Origin of the sequence: Paenibacillus arenilitoris, assembly GCF_014705655.1 — a bacterium.
GTDB classification, from domain to species: domain Bacteria; phylum Bacillota; class Bacilli; order Paenibacillales; family Paenibacillaceae; genus Pristimantibacillus; species Pristimantibacillus arenilitoris.
In genome coordinates, this window is record NZ_JACXIY010000023.1 from 106,385 (window position 1) to 124,196 (window position 17,812).

The 17,812-nt window shown below is 59.5% G+C and carries 18 protein-coding genes; 1 reads left to right on the forward strand and 17 read right to left on the reverse strand.

The window, feature by feature from the left end; genetic code table 11:
* Nucleotides 1–45: 45 nt before the first annotated feature.
* From IDH41_RS19400 to rplS, 7 genes are all read right to left on the reverse strand, one after another.
* Nucleotides 46–438, reverse strand: a complete 393-nt coding sequence (locus IDH41_RS19400) for a YraN family protein (RefSeq protein WP_190863954.1) — start codon at nucleotides 436–438, stop codon at nucleotides 46–48.
* Nucleotides 431–739, reverse strand: a complete 309-nt coding sequence (locus IDH41_RS19405) for an EscU/YscU/HrcU family type III secretion system export apparatus switch protein (RefSeq protein WP_190863956.1) — start codon at nucleotides 737–739, stop codon at nucleotides 431–433. Before IDH41_RS19405 ends, IDH41_RS19400 begins: the two co-directional genes overlap by 8 nt.
* Nucleotides 736–2,610 carry a hypothetical protein gene (locus tag IDH41_RS19410; protein ID WP_190863958.1) on the reverse strand — a complete coding sequence of 625 codons (1,875 nt, stop codon included), beginning with the start codon at nucleotides 2,608–2,610 and terminating at the stop codon, nucleotides 736–738. The genes IDH41_RS19405 and IDH41_RS19410 overlap by 4 nt, the downstream gene beginning before the upstream one ends.
* Before the next feature lie 171 nt (nucleotides 2,611–2,781).
* Entirely contained in the window at nucleotides 2,782–3,396 is a 615-nt protein-coding gene (locus tag IDH41_RS19415) for a ribonuclease HII (RefSeq protein WP_190863960.1), read from the reverse strand.
* A 28-nt stretch (nucleotides 3,397–3,424) separates the two neighbouring features.
* Nucleotides 3,425–4,291: a ribosome biogenesis GTPase YlqF gene (gene ylqF, locus IDH41_RS19420; RefSeq protein ID WP_190863962.1), complete on the reverse strand. Its 867-nt coding sequence runs from the start codon at nucleotides 4,289–4,291 to the stop codon at nucleotides 3,425–3,427.
* An 11-nt stretch (nucleotides 4,292–4,302) separates the two neighbouring features.
* Nucleotides 4,303–4,941: a signal peptidase I gene (lepB, locus tag IDH41_RS19425; RefSeq protein WP_190864011.1), complete on the reverse strand. Its 639-nt coding sequence runs from the start codon at nucleotides 4,939–4,941 to the stop codon at nucleotides 4,303–4,305.
* Nucleotides 4,942–5,097: 156 nt separating this feature from the next.
* The gene (gene rplS, locus IDH41_RS19430) at nucleotides 5,098–5,439 is read right to left on the reverse strand and encodes a 50S ribosomal protein L19 (RefSeq protein WP_190864013.1); all 342 of its coding nucleotides are present in this window, start codon (nucleotides 5,437–5,439) and stop codon (nucleotides 5,098–5,100) included.
* Nucleotides 5,440–5,667: 228 nt separating this feature from the next.
* Here rplS and IDH41_RS19435 point away from each other — a divergent pair, with 228 nt between their 5' ends.
* Nucleotides 5,668–7,053, forward strand: coding sequence for a CAP domain-containing protein (locus IDH41_RS19435; protein WP_190863963.1), 1,386 nt, complete (start codon nucleotides 5,668–5,670; stop codon nucleotides 7,051–7,053).
* Here the strand turns inward: IDH41_RS19435 and trmD are convergent, their stop codons facing one another.
* The 10 genes from trmD to fabF form a co-directional block, all read right to left on the reverse strand.
* Nucleotides 7,054–7,809, reverse strand: coding sequence for a tRNA (guanosine(37)-N1)-methyltransferase TrmD (trmD, locus tag IDH41_RS19440; RefSeq protein WP_190863965.1), 756 nt, complete (start codon nucleotides 7,807–7,809; stop codon nucleotides 7,054–7,056).
* 3 nt (nucleotides 7,810–7,812) lie between these two features.
* Nucleotides 7,813–8,337, reverse strand: coding sequence for a ribosome maturation factor RimM (gene rimM, locus IDH41_RS19445; RefSeq protein WP_190863967.1), 525 nt, complete (start codon nucleotides 8,335–8,337; stop codon nucleotides 7,813–7,815).
* Nucleotides 8,338–8,538: 201 nt separating this feature from the next.
* A complete protein-coding gene (locus IDH41_RS19450; protein ID WP_190863968.1) occupies nucleotides 8,539–8,769 on the reverse strand; it encodes a KH domain-containing protein in 231 nt (76 codons plus the stop codon).
* Nucleotides 8,770–8,794: 25 nt separating this feature from the next.
* Nucleotides 8,795–9,067, reverse strand: a complete 273-nt coding sequence (gene rpsP / locus IDH41_RS19455) for a 30S ribosomal protein S16 (RefSeq protein ID WP_190863969.1) — start codon at nucleotides 9,065–9,067, stop codon at nucleotides 8,795–8,797.
* A gap of 33 nt (nucleotides 9,068–9,100) precedes the next feature.
* Nucleotides 9,101–10,474 (reverse strand): signal recognition particle protein, encoded by a 1,374-nt coding sequence (ffh, locus tag IDH41_RS19460; protein WP_190863970.1) that lies wholly within the window; start codon nucleotides 10,472–10,474, stop codon nucleotides 9,101–9,103.
* A gap of 23 nt (nucleotides 10,475–10,497) precedes the next feature.
* Nucleotides 10,498–10,860, reverse strand: a complete 363-nt coding sequence (locus tag IDH41_RS19465) for a putative DNA-binding protein (protein ID WP_190863971.1) — start codon at nucleotides 10,858–10,860, stop codon at nucleotides 10,498–10,500.
* 184 nt (nucleotides 10,861–11,044) lie between these two features.
* Entirely contained in the window at nucleotides 11,045–12,040 is a 996-nt protein-coding gene (gene ftsY / locus IDH41_RS19470) for a signal recognition particle-docking protein FtsY (protein WP_190863972.1), read from the reverse strand.
* A 46-nt stretch (nucleotides 12,041–12,086) separates the two neighbouring features.
* Entirely contained in the window at nucleotides 12,087–15,662 is a 3,576-nt protein-coding gene (gene smc / locus IDH41_RS19475; RefSeq protein ID WP_190863973.1) for a chromosome segregation protein SMC, read from the reverse strand.
* A 131-nt stretch (nucleotides 15,663–15,793) separates the two neighbouring features.
* Nucleotides 15,794–16,498 (reverse strand): ribonuclease III, encoded by a 705-nt coding sequence (gene rnc, locus IDH41_RS19480; protein WP_190863974.1) that lies wholly within the window; start codon nucleotides 16,496–16,498, stop codon nucleotides 15,794–15,796.
* Nucleotides 16,488–17,729: a beta-ketoacyl-ACP synthase II gene (gene fabF / locus IDH41_RS19485; RefSeq protein ID WP_190863976.1), complete on the reverse strand. Its 1,242-nt coding sequence runs from the start codon at nucleotides 17,727–17,729 to the stop codon at nucleotides 16,488–16,490. Before fabF ends, rnc begins: the two co-directional genes overlap by 11 nt.
* Between the last annotated feature and the right edge of the window lie 83 nt (nucleotides 17,730–17,812).

The following is a 17,812-nucleotide window of genomic DNA, read 5'->3' on the forward strand; positions in this document are numbered from 1 at the left end:
GAGAAACGTTCCTCAGACGCTCATTCGTTTATACGGCCGACACGTTCAAAACGCCCGGGGATAATGGCTGCAAGCGACGACGCTTCCGTCCCCGCGGCTCACTTCCACCGTCACGACGTCGAATTGGATGGAAGCTCCCGCCTCCATCCGGCTTTTCAAATAAACCTGCGCCGTCTCCCTTATTTGCATCTGCTTGCGGCGATCGACGGACTCGGCCGCCGTGCCGAACCTCCCGCCTGCCGTGCGCGACCGCACCTCGACGAAGACGAGCCGCCCCTCATGCTCCGCGATCAGATCGATTTCCCCGCTGCGGCATCGCCAATTGCGTTCGACGATCCGGTAACCCGCGTCCCGCAAAAATCGGCAAGCCGTCTCTTCGCCAAGCCGGCCGAGCTGAATCCGCGAGTCCTTTCTTTGCTTGTTTCCCGATTCAGTCATAGTCCAATTCCCTCGCTCTGCGGTCCGAGCGGTACACGAAGCTTAAAATTTCCGCGACGAGCGTATACAGCTCGGGCGGAATCTCCTGATCGATGTCAAGCTTTGACAGCACCTCGACGAGCGAGGGGTCCTCCTGCACCGGAATCCCGTTCTCCCTTGCCCTCCCGAGTATAAGATCCGCGACATGTCCCTTCCCTTTAGCCACCAGTACAGGGGCGCTCCGATCGCCTGGCTCGTACTTAATGGCTACCGCTTTATTGATTTTATTCGTTTCCGCGCCTTGCTCCCTCTCGCTGCTCATATGCGGTAATCGACTCCTTTGTAACGGGCTGCCGCAAAAGGGGACAAATCCGGCGGCTGGTTCCGCTTCGCGGCGGCGGCCGCCGAGGCGCGCACGGCGCCGTCCTCCGCCGCTTTAGGCAGCGGCGTCGCGCGTAGCGACAGCAGCTGGTAGCCGGCATTTTGCAGGCTGCTTGCGATTTCTGCACGCGTGGAATCCGCGAGCGTCGCGATGGCGGGATGGTCGTTCCATAAATGCAGGCTGACGATTTTGTCCGTCACGTTCACGTCTACCAGCGTGTCGCCAAGCGTACGCATGGACAGATTGAACAAGAGCCGGCAATTCGACGCGTCGAGCTCGCCCTTGCGCCCACGCCGGGTTTGAATTTGCACCGACGCCGTTTGGCTGCCGTCCTGGCCGCGCAGCGGAATGAACAAGGTGACATGGGTCAGCAACGAGTTGTTGCGCTCGGGCGCCAGCAGCAGCTGCTGGCCGGTGATCTGCTGAACGAGCTGCTGCGCCGTTTCCTTGACGGCGGCAGGCGCGTCCTCGGACGCGACGAGCGTCAGCAGCGCGCTCTTTAACGATTCCTGCTTCGACTCCTGCTTCGCCGGGTCCAAGACCGGGCTGCCGTCAGACGCGACGGCGGGCTGGGATGGGGGAGCGGCAGACGATCGGTCCATCAATGACCGTGCTTCCACCTCCCTTGCCTGCGACTCGGCCTGATCGCCTGGCGCTTGCGGCAACGAGGCCGAGGCCGTTCCCATACCGGCATTCGCGTGCTGGGCTTGAGCGGCCGAATGTCCTCCCGCCGTCCGGTTACGCGCTTCCGCCGAAGCGGGAGCCGTTCCTTCTTCCATGCCGCCGGTCAAGCCGCCCTGAGGCGCATCCGCCTGATTCGCCGGAGAGGCGTCTGCCGCAAGCGGCTTCGTCAGCTGAAGCTCGTGGTCCACGCCAAGCCATTTCATCATTTGGCCAAGCCAGTTCGGCGCCCCCGTACCCGCGATGCCTCGACCGGCCGCCGGCAGGCGCTCCGAAGCGCCGCCCGCTCCGGCAAATTCGGCGTTCTCGGCAGCCGCTCCGGATTTGGATGCTGGCACAGCGGCGGAATCCTCCATTCCCGCTTGCTGGGCCTGCGCCGCCCTAGACGGCGCGGCAGTCGCCTTGCTTCCCTCCGCGCTGCGGCCGGCCGCTCCTTCCTCGGCAGCCGCCGCGCGTAGAAGCGCCGCTCCGTCGGCAAGCAGATTCAGCACCTTTGCCGCAGCCTGCGGGAGTTGCTTCGCCTCCGTTTCCCCGTCCGATTGTACGGCAGTTGAAGCAAGCTGCCGCTGCAGCGTCTCGAGAAGCTCGTGCGCGCTTCTCCCGAACATGACCTGACGCAATGCCCCGATCGTCGCTTCCGTCATCGGCAGCCCCCGCTTGAAGGCCGCAGCGGATGCCTGCATCCATTGCTCCGCATTGTCGCCCGCCGGCATCGCGGACGCGGCTTGCTGGAAAGCTTGCGCCACCTCGCGATTCAGAATGACGCCTTCGCGGCGCAAATCCTTGACGAGCTCGACCGCCCACTTCTGCTCGGGCAGCGCCAGCTGCTTCGCCCACTCCTTGAATGTATCCTCCGGCAAGCCTACGGCGTTCGGGTCGACCTGTTTCAGCATGATCAACGCGCCGCCGGATTGCGGCTGAACTTGCAGCATCGCCGATTGCCCTGCTTGCAGCGGAAGCTCCAGCTTTGCCTTCACCTGTACGCCGTTTATTTGCACGAGCGCCTCGTTGTTATCCGTCACCTGGAGGATGACCCCCCGGACGATTTGCCCGACCTTCAGCTCCATCGCCCGCGTATCGCCGGCAGACGACTCGCCAAGGAAGCTTCTCATCATCTGGCTTATATTCATCTGTTTTTTTCGCCTCCGTCGCTTGACGCGCACGCCTCGCCAGTTGGTATATCCTCTTTTATCGGACGAACGTCCTTCGCGCTTAAGCCTATTCCCATAAAAAAATAAACGCCCGTCCGACTGCGCGCGGAACCATCCTTCCTGCGCAATCTGACGGGCGTATCATGAAGACTAAAATAATTGCAGCTGCTCCTCGGGAAACAGCTTGCCGAGGAACGATCTTCGGTGGAGCGGGCTTGGGCCGTTCGCCAGCAGTCGCTCCCTGTGCAGCTTGGTCGCGTATCCTTTATGTATGGCAATTCCGTATTCGGGATACTGCTTCTCCCATTCCTCGGCGCACAGCCGATCCCTCGTCACCTTCGCGACGATGGAGGCGGCCGCGATCGACTGGCTCGTCGCATCGCCTTTGATGATCGAGAGCTGCGGCAGCGCGACGTCCACCTTCTCCGCATCCACGAGCAAATAATCGGACGGCGTGTGCAGCGACTCCACGGCGATCTTCATCGCGAGCCTGGCGGCCTGCTTAATGTTGATCCGGTCGATCGTCTCCGCGCCGACGCGGGCCGCCGACCAGGCCACGCATTCCTGTATGATGACATCGTACAGCTGGTCCCGTTTTTTCTCCGACAGCTTCTTCGAGTCGTTCACATCCTCGATCACGAGCCCCGGCGGCAAAATAACGGCGGCGGCCACGACGTCCCCGAACAGGCAGCCGCGGCCGACCTCGTCCACGCCGGCGATCGCGGCGTACCCTTCTTGCCATAACGATAGTTCGTATTGCAGCAACTTTATTCCCCCTCTTCCCCAGAATCAATCAATAAGGAGGAGCCTCAAGCGTAATCCGTCCCAGCTTGCCTGCGCGCAAATCCCGCAAAATAATGCCGGACGTCTTCTCCAGATCGACGCGGCCGCCGCTGATCAGACAGCCTCTGCGCCGTCCGATGTCTTCCATGACGCGCACGATTTCTTCGGAATCGGCCGCGTCCTTCGGCGGCGCATCCAGCTCGTACCGCTCCGCGAGCGTGTTCCAGTACCGGCCCGCCAGCTCGCGCACCGCAAAAAACGCGATGTCGTCCACGTTCAAAACTTGCTCGCGGATCGAGCCGATCATCGCCAGCCTGTATCCGACCAGTTCGTCCTCGAATTTCGGCCACAAAATTCCGGGCGTATCGAGCAGCTCCATCTCGGTGCCGACCTTGATCCACTGCTGTCCCTTCGTTATGCCTGGCCTGTCGCCGGTAAGCGCGATATTGCGGCCGGCAAGCCGGTTAATGAGCGTCGACTTGCCGACGTTCGGAATGCCTACGATCAATCCCCTGACGGCGCGCGGATTCATGCCTTTCGCCGCTTGTCTCGCGATTTTCTCGTGCAGAATCTCCTTGGCCTTCATCGGAATCTCGCCCACGCGCGTGCCCGTCGAGGAATCGACCGCAACGCATTCATGTCCTTCGCTTGCGAAATAAGCCATCCATTGCTCCGTCGTGCGGGGATCGGCCAAATCCGATTTGTTCAATACGATCAAGCGCGGCTTGCCGTTCAAAATTTCCTCAATCATCGGATTCCGGCTCGATAGCGGAACCCGGGCATCCAACAGTTCGATGGCAAGATCGATTAGTTTGAGCTTGTCTTGAATTTGCCGCTTTGCTCTGGTCATATGACCAGGGAACCATTGAATGGTCATCCGCTTTCACCTCATTTTGTCCAGTGCTTAATAAATTCCAGCTTGTTCAGAGGCCAGAATATGACGTCGGCGCGGCCTACAATCTCGTCGTCGTCGACGAAGCCGATCGCCCGGCTGTCTGTGCTGTCGCTCCGGTTGTCGCCAAGCGCGAAGATCTTGCCCTCCGGCACCGTCGTCTCCGTAAACCGGGAATTCGGGTAATTGTAATCCAGCCCTTCGCCGTTATACAGCGTACCTTGCGCGTGGGCCGATTCTACCGCTTCCTTAATGTACGGCTCGTCGATTTTTTTATCGTTGATATAGAGATCGTCGCCCTCGAGACGGATCGTATCCCCCGGCACGCCAATAACGCGTTTAATAAATTTTCGCCCCTGCTCCGGCACGTCGAACACGACGACCTCGCCGAATTCCGGCTCGCGGATCGCATAGAGAATTTTGTTCACGATGAGCCGCTCTCCGGTTTCGAAGTTAGGCTGCATGGAAGGCCCGTCCACGATAAAAGGCGCGAATAAAAACTGGCGGATCAGAAATACGAGGACGACCGCGATGACGAGCGCCTTGATCCATTCCACGATTTCCTTATAGGCGCCGCCCCGCTTGGCCGAGCCGGATGCATGGGTTACCGCGCGTTCCGGAAGCTGCTGCCTCATGTCCGCGCCCGTTTCCTTCGATTCGGCGTCCGCGCTGCCGTTCAGCCCGTCGCTTTGTTTGTGTGAGTCCACTCCGTTCGCCTTCTTCCTTATGCTGTAGTATGTAGAAAATACGAAAAGGAGCTTGTTTGCGCAAGCCCCTCTTGTCGTTTGATCTTAACGGATTTCTTTGATTCTGGCAGCTTTGCCGCGAAGGCTGCGAAGGTAGTACAATTTCGCACGGCGAACTTTACCGCGGCGAGCCACTTCGATTTTCTCGATTTTTGGCGAGTTAAGCGGGAACGTTCTCTCCACGCCTACACCGTAGGAAATTTTGCGCACGGTGAACGTCTCGCTGATTCCGCCGCCGCGGCGCTTGATAACGACGCCTTCGAACAGCTGGATGCGTTCGCGGGATCCCTCGATGACCTTTACGTGAACTTTCAGCGTATCGCCAGGGCGAAAGCTTGGCAGATCTTGGCGCAGGTTTTCTTGCGCGATCGTTTGTAAAAGATTCATTTGATTCACTCCTTCCACCATAGACGTTCTTATAAGCTCGCCTTATTCCACCGAATAGGTTCATCGCTGATAGCGGACCGTCCGAGTTAACAAACAACATTAGAAATTTTACCACACGGCGCCCAATAATACAACACGTTTTTTAAGCGTTCGTTTCATGTATACTGGACAAGACAAACTTCGGCAATAAATGAGGTGTATGTTTTGTTTCCTATGAAACGATTGCGAATGGCACTTATAAAATCAAGCCTGAGCGCGGCCTTGATCATGGCGGCGGTTCCGATCCCCGCTCATACGGCCGCTGCCCCTTTATCGTTCACCGACACGGCCGGACATTGGGCGGGAGAGTACATCTCGTGGGCCGTCGAACAACATTTGGCGCAGGGCTACGCCGACGGCTCCTTCCGCCCGAACAAGCTCGTGACCGAAGCGGAATTTCTCGCGATGCTGCTCCGCGCTTACGGACTCGTCTCGGATGCGAAAGCCGGCGGCGACTGGTCGCAGCCCTATTACGCTTATGCCGACAGTCACGGCTGGCCGTTGTTTTACGACAACGACGGCGGGTCGTTCCGCCGCGGGCAAGCGGCGCTGCTCCTGGCGTCCGCGGCTAACGGCAAAGCGTACAGCGAGCAAGGCGCGATCGAATGGCTGCTGAGCGAGCGCATTTCGAACGGCCGGACTTCCGCCACGGTCGGCGGCTACGAGCCCGACGGCAAGCTTACGCGCGCGGAAGCCCTGACGTTCTTTTATAACCTGAAGCTCCACAAGGATTCGCTCTCTACCGCAACCATTGCCGAGACAGGCACTTCGCTCGGAGGCGTCGCGCTCGGCGACAGCTTGCAGGAAATGACCCGATCGCTCGGCAAGCCGTCCCGAATCGATCCGAGCGAGTACGGCTTTGCTTGGTATGTATATACAGGCGGCTATTCGAATTACAGCATGTACGGCGTGCTGGACAATCGCGTAACGGCATTGTTCTCAGGCTCCTCCGGCAGCTGGCGAACAAGCGACGGCGTATCGGTCGGCATGACGCTCGCAGAGGCCAAGAAGCGCGTCGGAACGGCCGCCAAGGGAAGGACGGAGGACGATTATTTCGCTTACGCCGCCGGCAGCGAACAGATCGCGCTATTCGTCGACCGGCATGACAACGATAAAATCATCGGTATGCTTCGCATGGATGCATCGGCAGCCACATCGTCCAAGCCGGCTTATTCCGCGAAGCTGCAGTCCGCCTACGAACAACAGCTGTTCGACCTCGCGAACGCGGAACGTTCGTCCCGCGGCATCCCCGCTCTCTCGTGGGATAAGCCGGCCTCAGCGTCGGCCCGCAAGCATAGCGCGGATATGATGAAACGCGATTTCTTCGACCACGCGAATCCGGACGGGCTGTCCCCGTTCGCTCGAATGAAGAACGAAGGAATCCGCTACAGCTCCGCTGCGGAAAATATCGCGGCGGGCTACCGGAACGCCATTTACGCGCATTACGGCTGGATGAATTCCGAATCCGGACACCGCGAATCGCTGCTTTCGGCCAAATATACGCGGCTCGGCACCGGCACAGCCTTCGGCGGCAGCTATGATACCTATTATACCCAAAACTTTTACGCGCCATAATCAGGAATCCGGCGATTTCTCGGCCGTTTCCCGTTTCATGGCGTCCAGCCATTTCTTCTCCTTATCCGTAAGTTCGGCAGTCTCAAGCAAATCCGGGCGGCGTCGAAGCGTACGCAGCAGCGACTGCTCGCGCCGCCACGCTTCAATGTTGCCGTGATGGCCCGAGATCAGCGCATCCGGAACCGGCCAGCCCCGAAATTCGGCGGGACGCGTATAATGCGGGTGCTCGAGCAGTCCCGTGCTGTACGAGTCGGTCACCGCGGACGACTCGTTGCCGAGCACGCCCGGAAGCAGCCTGACGACGCTGTCGATGACAACCATCGCCGGCAGCTCGCCGCCGGTCAGCACGTAATCGCCGATCGACAGCTCTTCCGTCACGAGATGCTCCCGAATCCGTTCGTCATACCCTTCGTAATGGCCGCATATGAGCACGAGATGCCGCTCGCTTGCAAGCTCCTCGGCTTTCCGCTGCGTGAACGGCTCCCCTTGGGGGCACATCAAAATAACGCGCGGGCGAAAGCCCTCTTCGTGCTTAAGCGCTTCGACCGCGGCGAATACCGGCTCCGGCTTCAGAACCATACCGCCTCCCCCGCCGTACGGGTAATCGTCCACCGTGTTATGCTTGTTCGTCGAATAAGCCCGGAAGTTGATCGCCTCAAGCGAAACGATCCCTTTCTCCCGCGCCTTGCCCAGGATGCTCGCGCCGAACACGCCGTCGAACATTTCCGGAAACAGCGTCAGCACATCGATCTTCATCGGTTAAATCAACCCTTCCATAAGCCTTACCGTTACGAGCTTCTCCTGCTTGTCCACGCCGATCAGAACGTCGTCGATGACCGGAATAAGGATCTGCTTTCCTTTGCCCTTCGGGCGTTCCACGACCCATACGTCGTTCGCGCCCGGGCTCAAAATCTCGGATATGACGCCGAGCTCCTCGCCCTCCTCGGTCACGACGCGGCAGCCGATTATTTCATGATAGTAATATTCGCCGTCGCCCAGCTCCACCAGATCCGCTTCGGATACTTTAAGCACCCAGCCCTTGTACTTCTCGACGAGATTAATGTCATGGAACCCATCCAGCTTCACGATGAATACATTTTTGTTCGCGCGCGCGCTTTCGACCTTCACTTCCTGAGAGGCGCCGCTCTCTTCGTTCAACATGCGCAGCTTGCTGCCCGGCGCGAACCGGACGTCGGCAAAATCCGTTTGCGGCAGCACCTTAAGCTCGCCGCGAATGCCGTGCGTATTTACGATCTTCCCGACGGCAAACCATTTCTCGTTCATGATAACCAGCCCTTCGTTAGGTGTATAACCGTATTATACATCAAGCGTACGCGGCCGATGCCGTTCCTTGCGGCACCGGCTCGTCCGGCGCCATAGGCAAGCTCGCGATTTATGCAGAAGGCTGCGCCCCACGCAGGGAGACGCAGCCGCATAGCAGAAGAGAGCCAGGATGATATCCCGGCCCTCCGATAATGGCGCACATTATGACATAATGTCGACAATGACGCGCTTTTGCGATTTGACGGCGGCTGAAGTAACGACCGTGCGCATCGCTTTCGCTATGCGTCCTTGTTTACCGATGATTTTACCGATATCCTCGGGGTGAACCGAAAGCTCGTATACCGTGCCGCGGTCATCTTCCTTCACGTTCACTTGCACCCGATCCGGGTGATCGACCAAAGCCTTCGCTATGACAAGAATCAATTCTTTCATCTCAAGGCCCTCCGCTGTTCAACCGTTATTTCTGTTGCTTAAGCTCATGGAACTTTTTCAGAACACCGGCTTTGGAAAGCAAGTCGCGAACGGTATCGGAAGCTTGCGCCCCGGTTTGCAGCCATTTCAACGCTTTTTCTTCGTTAATCGATACTTGAGCCGGTTGCGTAACCGGGTTGTAAGTGCCGATCTCTTCGATAAAACGTCCGTCGCGCGGCGAACGGGAATCCGATACGACTACGCGGTAGAACGGAGCTTTGTGAGCGCCGATTCTTTTCAAACGAATACGTACTGCCATGGTATTTCACCTCCTTCAACGAATAAAAACCGTTTAGAACGGGAATTTCATGTTTTTGCCAAGCAGCCCTTTCAGCCCTTTTTTGCCTTTCGGTCCTTTCGGGCCCATCATCGACGAGAACTGCTTCATCATTTTCTTCATGTCGTCGAACTGCTTGATCAACCGGTTCACCTCGACGATCGTCGTGCCGCTCCCCGCCGCAACCCGCTTGCGCCGGCTGTGGTTAAGCAGCTCGGGCTTCTGCTTCTCTTCCTTCGTCATGGAGCGCACGATCGCTTCGACGCGGCCGATCTGCTTCTCGTCGACCTTGAGGTCCTTCATGCCCTTCATCTTGTTCATGCCGGGCAGCATATCCATAATTTGATCGAGCGGGCCGAGGTTTCGAACCTGCTCCATCTGCTCGAGGAAATCGTCGAACGTAAATTCCGCGGTGCGCATTTTGCGTTCCATTTCCTTCGCTTTCTCCGCGTCGATGTTCGACTGCGCCTTCTCGATGAGGGACAGCATGTCGCCCATGCCGAGAATGCGGGAAGCCATCCGTTCCGGATGGAACGGCTCGAGCGAATCGATCTTCTCGCCCATCGCCGCGAACTTGATCGGACAGCCGGTGACGGCCTTGACCGACAGCGCCGCGCCGCCGCGCGTGTCGCCGTCGAGCTTCGTCAGCACGACGCCCGTAAGCTCAAGCTGCTCATGGAAGCTCTTCGCCACGTTGACCGCGTCTTGTCCGGTCATCGCGTCGACGACAAGCAGCACTTCGTCCGGCTTCGTCGCCTGATGGATTTGCTTCAGCTCCTCCATCAGCTCCTCGTCGATATGCAGCCGGCCCGCCGTGTCGATAATGACGTAATCGTTGCCGTTCTCCTTCGCGTGCTGTAGGCCGGCTCGCGCGATTTCCACCGGCGATGTCTGATCGCCGAGCGAGAATACCGGCGCTTTGATCTGTTCGCCAAGCACTTGCAGCTGCTTGATCGCAGCCGGACGGTAAATGTCGCACGCAATCAGGAGCGGCTTATGGTTGCCCTTCTGAAGCAGCTTGGCCAGCTTCCCCGTCGTCGTCGTCTTGCCCGCGCCCTGCAGGCCGGCCATCATGACGACCGTCGGCGGCTTGTTCGCCTTCGCCAGCTTGCTCTGCGTGCCGCCCATGAGCTCGGTGAGCTCTTTGTTGACGATATCGATGACGACCATGCCGGGCGTAAAGCTCTTGGACACCTCGAGTCCGATCGCGCGCTCCTTCACCTTCGCGATGAAATCTTTCACGACCTTGAAGTTGACGTCCGCCTCCAGAAGCGCCAGCCGTACCTCGCGCATCGCCTCGTTCACGTCGTCCTCGGATACTTTGCCCTTGCCCTTCAGCTTGCTGAACACGTTTTGAAGCCGATTCGATAAGCTCTCGAACGCTGCCATGTACCGTCACCTCCACTCTTCGTTTATTCCGCCGCGCCGAGCTGCGCGATCACCTTCATGAGCGCTTGCCTGTCCTTCTCGTTAATAGCCAGCCCGTTCACCCTGCTTGCGAGCTGTTCCGTCAGCCTCTGCAGCGACTCATGTCTCGCGAGCAGGCTCAGCTTGCTCTCATAGCCTTCAAGCACCTGCTCGGCGCGTTTAATATGCTCGTAGACCGCTTGCCGGCTGATGCCGAATTCCGCGGATATTTCGCCTAGCGAAAAATCGTCGTGAAAATAATATTTAAGAAACGTCCGCTGCTTCTCCGTCAAGAGCGGCTCGTAAAAATCGAACAACAAGTTAATCCGAGTCGTCTTGGATAAGGCGTCTGGCTCGTTCGCTTTCATTCCGTAGCCCTCCCGCTCGATAACTGCGCCGCCGTCAAGGAAAATCCCTTTACACCGGAACAACGTTTCTTATCATACACGAAGAAGCGTGCGTCTGTCAAGCAATTCGCCTTGTCACCTTCCCGTGGCCTCTACGGTGCGGCCGGTCATAGCCGGAACGGCCCAAGCTCGCGTTTTAGTTCGCTTACTCCGCGTCATCCGCCGTTTCGCGCTGGATCAAGCCGGCGAATAGAGCGTGGATGAACTGCTCCGAATCGAACTGCTGCAAATCGCCCATTTTCTCGCCGAGGCCGACGAGCTTCACCGGCAGGCTGAGCTCGTTCCGGATCGCGATCACAATGCCGCCCTTCGCCGTGCCGTCCAGCTTCGTCAGGACGAGGCCGGTGACGCCGCTCTTCTCGCCGAACAGCTTCGCCTGGCTGAGCGCGTTCTGTCCCGTCGTCGCGTCCAGCACGAGCAGCACCTCGTGCGGCGCGTCCGGCAGCTCGCGCCGTATGACGCGGAATATTTTGTTCAGCTCTTCCATCAGGTTCGTCTTGTTCTGCAGTCTGCCGGCCGTGTCGCACAACAGAACGTCAACGCCGCGCTGCTTGGCCGCTTGAACGGCGTCGTACATGACGGCCGCCGGATCGGAGCCCGATTGCTGCTTGATGACGTCGACGCCGACGCGCTGTCCCCATACCTCGAGCTGCTCGATCGCGCCAGCGCGGAACGTATCGCCGGCGGCGAGCAGCACGCTCTTGCCCTCGCTTTTGAACTTGTGCGCGAGCTTGCCGATCGTCGTCGTCTTGCCGACGCCGTTGACGCCGACGAACAAATAGACGGTTATGCCGCTTTCCGCCATGCGCAGTCCGGCTTCCTCGTCGCCCTTCATTAGCTCGATGAGCTTCTCCGACAGCACCGGCTGCAATTCGGCCGCGTCCTCGATTTTGCGCTTCTTCACCTCGGCGCGCAGCTCTTCGATCAGCTGCATGACGGTCGAGACGCCGACATCCGCGCCGATCAATATTTCCTCAAGCTCCTCGTAAAATTCCTCGTCGATTTTTTTGCGCCGGGTAATGAGCTCCTCGACCTTCTCGACGAACGCCGTGCGGGTCTTCGCCAGCCCGTCCTTGAAAATCGACGTTACCGCTTCCGTCTTGGTCGAGATGCTTTCCTTCAGCCTCTTAAAAAAACTCATTCCTTCCAACTCCTTCGGCCGCCGATGCCGCACGGCCCTTCTTTATTTACGCGGAGACCGCCTCGTCTTCCTCAAGCCGCACGGACACGAGCTTCGATACGCCGCCTTCCTCCATCGTCACGCCGTAGAGCACGTCGGCTTCCTCCATCGTTCCTTTGCGGTGCGTCACGACGATGAACTGCGTAAGTCCGGAAAACTCCCTCAAATACTGGGCGAACCGCGATACGTTCGCCTCGTCGAGCGCCGCTTCGACCTCGTCGAGCACGCAGAACGGCACCGGCTTCACCTGCAAAATCGCGAACAACAAGGCGATCGCGGTGAGCGCCCTCTCGCCGCCGGAGAGCAGCTGCAAGTTTTGCAGCTTCTTGCCCGGAGGCTGCGCGACGATATCGATGCCGGTTTCGAGCACGTTGTCCGGCTCCGCGAGCACCAGATCGGCCCGGCCTCCGCCGAACAGCTTGGCGAAGACGACGACGAAATGGCCTCTGATCGCTTCGAACGTCGTTCGGAACCGCTTCGACATCTCCTCGTCCATTTCCCGGATGACCTGATACAGCGTCGTCTTCGCTTCGATCAGATCGTCCTTCTGCGCCGACAAAAATTCAAACCGTTCCTTGACGCGCTCGTACTCTTCGATCGCTCCGAGGTTCACTTCGCCCAGCGCCGTAATTTGCCGTTTCAAATCCCGAACCTCGTTCTGCGTGCCGGGCACGTCCTCGGGAACGGGATATTGCTCCTTGGCAAGCTCGTAGCTGAGCTCATACTCCTCGCTAAGCTTGCGAAGCAGATTGTCCAGCTCCACGTCGAGCCGGTTCGCGGCGATTTCCGTCTGCCGCAGCTGCTCCTCGACCTGCCTGAGCTGCGCTCGCTGCTCCTTCGTCTCGCTCTCGCCCTGATCGAGCTCGATGATCCTCTGCGCGCGCGCCGCCCGCTTCAAATCGGTCTGCTCGGCGCATTCCTGCTTCTTCAGCCGCAGATGGTTGAGCTGCTCGATCTGCTTCACCGTTTCGTCATTATGGCGTTCGAGCTCCTCCTCCTGCTGCTCCAAGAGGGAGCGGAGACTTGCAAGCTCCTGCTTCGCGCGCTGGATATCGGCGCGAACGCGGGACGCCTGATCCTCGAACGACACCTTCTCCTGGTCGGTTTTTGCCGCCAAAATTTTAATATCCGTCAGCTGGCCCTGCAGCTCTTCCTTCGCCGTTTCGCTCGCTTTGCGCCGCTCCTCGGCAAGGCGGATCGCTTCTTGAAGCCTCGCCTCGTCCAAGGTCAGCTGCTCGAGCCGCTCCTCGGCCGCGGCCGCGGCCGCCTGCAAATCCTTATGCTCGGCCTGGTGTGTCGTGCGATCCGACGTATGAAGCTGCTTCTGCTCGTCCAGATGCTTCGCTTCATTATGAAGCTGCTGCAGCTCCGCCCTGATTTGCTGCTCCTCGATCCGGCTCCGCTCGCCTAGCTCCCGCAGCTCCTCGATGTTATGCGTAAGGATCGAATGCTCCTTCCGCAAATCGCTGAGCTTGTCCCTTAGCTGTCCGACCATCTTGTTCGCGTCCGCGATTTCTAGGTCGAGCGCTTCGATCTGGCGCTGTCTGCCGAGCAGGCTGGCGCCTTTCTTCTGAAGGCTGCCGCCGGTCATCGAGCCGCCCGCGTTGACGATATCCCCTTCAAGCGTAACGACCCGGTACCGATACTGGCACTTGGAGGCGATCCGGTTCGCTTGCTCGAGCGTCTCGGCTAGCAGGACGTTCCCGAGCAGGTTGTTCACGATCGCCGAATATCGGCTGTCCGAGCTGACCAAGTCGGCCGCAACGCCGACGAAGCCGTCCACCGATTCGGCCATCCGCTTGTCATGCTCCGGCACCTGGCGGCCCCGGATGACGTCGAGCGGCAGGAACGTCGCCCGTCCGAGCTGACGCTGCTTCAAGAAGCCGATCGCCGCCCGCGCGGATTTCTCGTCCTCCATGACGATATGCTGCAGCGCGCCGCCGAGCGCGGTCTCGACCGCGGTCTCGATCCGCTCGGGCACGCGCATCAGCTCGGCTACCGCGCCGTGCACGCCGCCAATGCCGCCGCTTGCCCGGCGCGACGCCTTGAGCACTTCCTTGACGCCCTGCATGAAGCCGTCGAGCGCGTCCTGCATTTCCTTCATCGTATCGCGCCGCGAGACGTGGCTGTCGAGCTTCTGCTCCCACTTCCGGATCGCCATGGTAACCTCGTCCAAGCTTTGCGCGACCGCTTTGGCCTTGTCCGATTCGGTCAGCATCCGGCTTCGCGAATGCTCGAGCCGGGCGATCGAAGCTTCGAGACGCTCCGTCAGATCGGAACGTTTCTCCTCGAGCCGCGCATGCTGCTCCGTCCATTTCGACTCGTCCTCGCTGATCCGCTCCATCCGCCGCTGCAGCGTTTCCCGCTGCTGAGCCGCGTACCGGATCTCGTTCCGGTGCTGAGCCATCGCGCTAAGCACTTCAAGCAGCTCGCCCTTCAGCGTTTCTTCCGCGTCGGCGACCGTCCCGCCCGCTACGCCGAGCAGCCTGGCTTCCTCTTCGGCGATCTTCGCCCGAATATCGGCCAGCTGAAGCTCAAGCGCCGCGGCGCGGCTCCGGAATTCCGCTTCCTCCTGCGTCAGCGTGACGATTCGCGCATCCTGCAGGGCGATCGATTCCTCTAGTTGTCGTTTGTTCTGCTCCAGATTGCGCTTGCGCTCCTTGAGCACTTCGCCGTAGCCCTCGCATTTCTCGAAGTCCTCGCTGATTTGCAGCATCGACTCGTGCAAGGCGTCCAGCTCGAGCTCCAGCTCGCGAAGCTGCTGCCGATCCTTCTCCAAATGGGCGTCGTGCTTGCTTACAACGGTCGAAAGCTGGAGCTGCTCCTGCTGCAGCCGCTCCAGCTTGCCGTTAGCCTCCGACCAATTGGCGTGAATCTGCTCTATGTTATGTACGTACATCGAAATCTCTTTGGTCTTCAGCTGTTCCTTCAGCGCCTTAAATTGGATCGCCTTCTCGGACTGCTTCCGCAGCGGGCCGACCTGATCGTCGAGCTCCGACACGAGGTCGTGAATCCGCAGCAGGTTTTGCTCCGTCTCCTCCAGCTTCCGCTGCGCCTCGCGCTTGCGCGACTTGTATTTCACGATGCCCGAAGCTTCTTCGAAAATGCCGCGGCGATCCTCCGAGCGCGTGCTCAAAATTTCCTCGATCCGGCCCTGTCCGATAATGGAGTACGCTTCTTTGCCAATGCCCGTATCCATGAACAGCTCGGTAATATCCTTCAGCCTGCAGGGCTGCTTGTTTATCAAGTATTCGCTGTCGCCGCTCCGGTGCACCCGGCGGGTAACCGTTACCTCGTTGTACTCGAGCGGCAAAGCGCCGTCGCCGTTATCGAGCGTAAGCGATACCTCGCTGTAATTGACCGCCTTGCGGGCGTCGCTTCCGGCAAAAATGATGTCCTCCATCTTGCCGCCGCGCAGGCTCTTCGCGCTTTGCTCGCCGAGCACCCAGCGGATCCCGTCCGAAATGTTGCTCTTGCCGCTTCCGTTCGGGCCTACGACCGCGGTGATGCCGGTTACGAACTCCATCTCCGTCTTGTCGGCGAACGACTTAAAACCCGATAATTCAATCCGTTTCAGAAACATGTCTTGGCATTCACCTCACCCCTCATTGTACCACATCCCGTAGGCCTTGATAACCACGCGCCCGCTCGCCCGCGGCAAAAAAAAAGAGCGCCCGCCGGCCGTCCGGCCTGGCGGAACGCTCGCTTAAGCGTTCATGCTTGCTCCTGCGACAGCTTGCGCCATGCCTCCGCGGCGGCGCGCTGCTCCGCTTCCTTCTTCGTCCTCCCGCTGCCGACGCCGAAGCGTTCGTCGCCGAGGTAAACTTCCACGACGAACTCCCGGTCGTGGGCGGGGCCTCTCTCCTCCAAAATCCGGTACTCGACCGGTCCGAGGCCGTGATGCTGCGACCGTTCCTGCAGCTTCGACTTCGAATCCTTCATGAGCAGTCCGTAATCGTTGGATTCCACGAACGGAAACATATGCTCGGCGAGGAACGCTCTCGTCCTCTCGATGCCCGCGTCCAGATAGATCGCGCCGATGAACGACTCGAACAGGTCGGCCAGCAGCGCCTGCCTTTGCCGCCCGCCGAGCTGCTCTTCCCCTCGGCCGAGCAGTACGTGCGAGCCGAGATCGAGCCGCTCGGCGAATTGCGCGAGCGACGGCTCGCAGACGATGGATGCGCGCATGCGCGTCAGCTCCCCTTCCGGACGCTGCGGATACGTGCCGAATAAATATTCGGACACGAGCAGCTGCAGCACGGCGTCGCCAAGAAATTCAAGCCGCTCGTTGTCTTGGGCGGACCCCCTCTTATGCTCGTTCACGTAAGAGGTGTGGGTAAACGCTTGCTTAAGCAGCTTCGTTCGCTCGAAGCTGAGCTGCAGACGCTGCTGCAGCTCCTGGAAAGAATCACGCTTCATATACTTTCATCACGATCGTCGCGTTGTGTCCGCCAAACCCGAAGGAATTGGAGAGAGCCGTGCGCACGTTCGCTTCGCGGGGCTTGTTCGGCACATAATCGAGATCGCATTCCGGATCCGGATTGTCAAGGTTGATGGTCGGAGCGATAACGCCGCGCTGCAGCGTCAAGCCGAGAATGACGGCTTCCACGCCGCCGGCCGCGCCGAGCAGGTGGCCGGTCATCGATTTCGTGGAGCTGACGGCCAGCTTGTAGGCATGGTCGCCGAACGCTTTCTTGATCGCTTTCGTCTCCGAACGGTCCCCGATCGGGGTCGAGGTGCCATGCGCGTTGATGTAGTCGATGTCGGAAGGCTCCAGGCCGGCGTCCTTGAGCGCTTTCGTCATGCAGCGCGCCGCGCCGTCCGGATCGGGCTCGGTCATGTGATGGGCGTCGCCGCTCATGCCGTACCCGATCACTTCCGCGTAAATTTTGGCTCCGCGCGCCTGCGCGTGCTCAAGCGACTCCAGCACAAGGATGCCCGCGCCCTCTCCCATGACGAAGCCGTCGCGGTCGATATCGAACGGGCGGCTCGCCTTCTCGGGCTCGTCGTTGCGCACGGACATCGCCCGCATCGAGCAGAAGCCCGCCATGCCGGTCGGCCGGATCGTCGCTTCCGCTCCGCCGGCGATCATGACGTCCGCGTCGCCGCGCTGGATCATTTTGAACGAGTCCCCGATCGAATGGGTGCCCGTCGCGCAGGCGGTCACCGCCGTGCTGTTCGGTCCCTTCGCCCCGGTCAGCATCGAGATCTGGCCGGATGCCATGTTCGCGATCATCATCGGGATAAAGAACGGGCTGACGCGCTTCGGGCCTTTCTCGAGCAAAATATTGTGCTGGTCTTCCCATGTGCCGAGGCCGCCGATGCCGGAGCCGACCATGACGCCGACGCGTTCGGCGTCCGCGTTCTCGCCGATTTTGAGATCGGCGTCTTTCACCGCGAGCTGGCTCGCGACCGAAGCGAACTGCACGAACCGGTCCATGCGGCGCGCTTCCTTCTTGTCCAGCCCGTAATCCTCGGGATTGAAATTTTTGATTTCGGCGGCGATGTGCGTCGGATATTCGGACACGTCGAACGCCTCGATATGCGAAACGCCGGATTTGCCATCCAGCAAATTGCCCCAAAACTGCTCCAACTCGGAACCAAGCGAGGTTATTACCCCCATGCCGGTTACCACAACTCTTTGTTTCATATGATTCACCTCTACGGACAGCAATATGGAAGCCCGTGCTTCCTTGTATATAAAAGCTAAGCGCTTAACATCTTCCAAAAAAT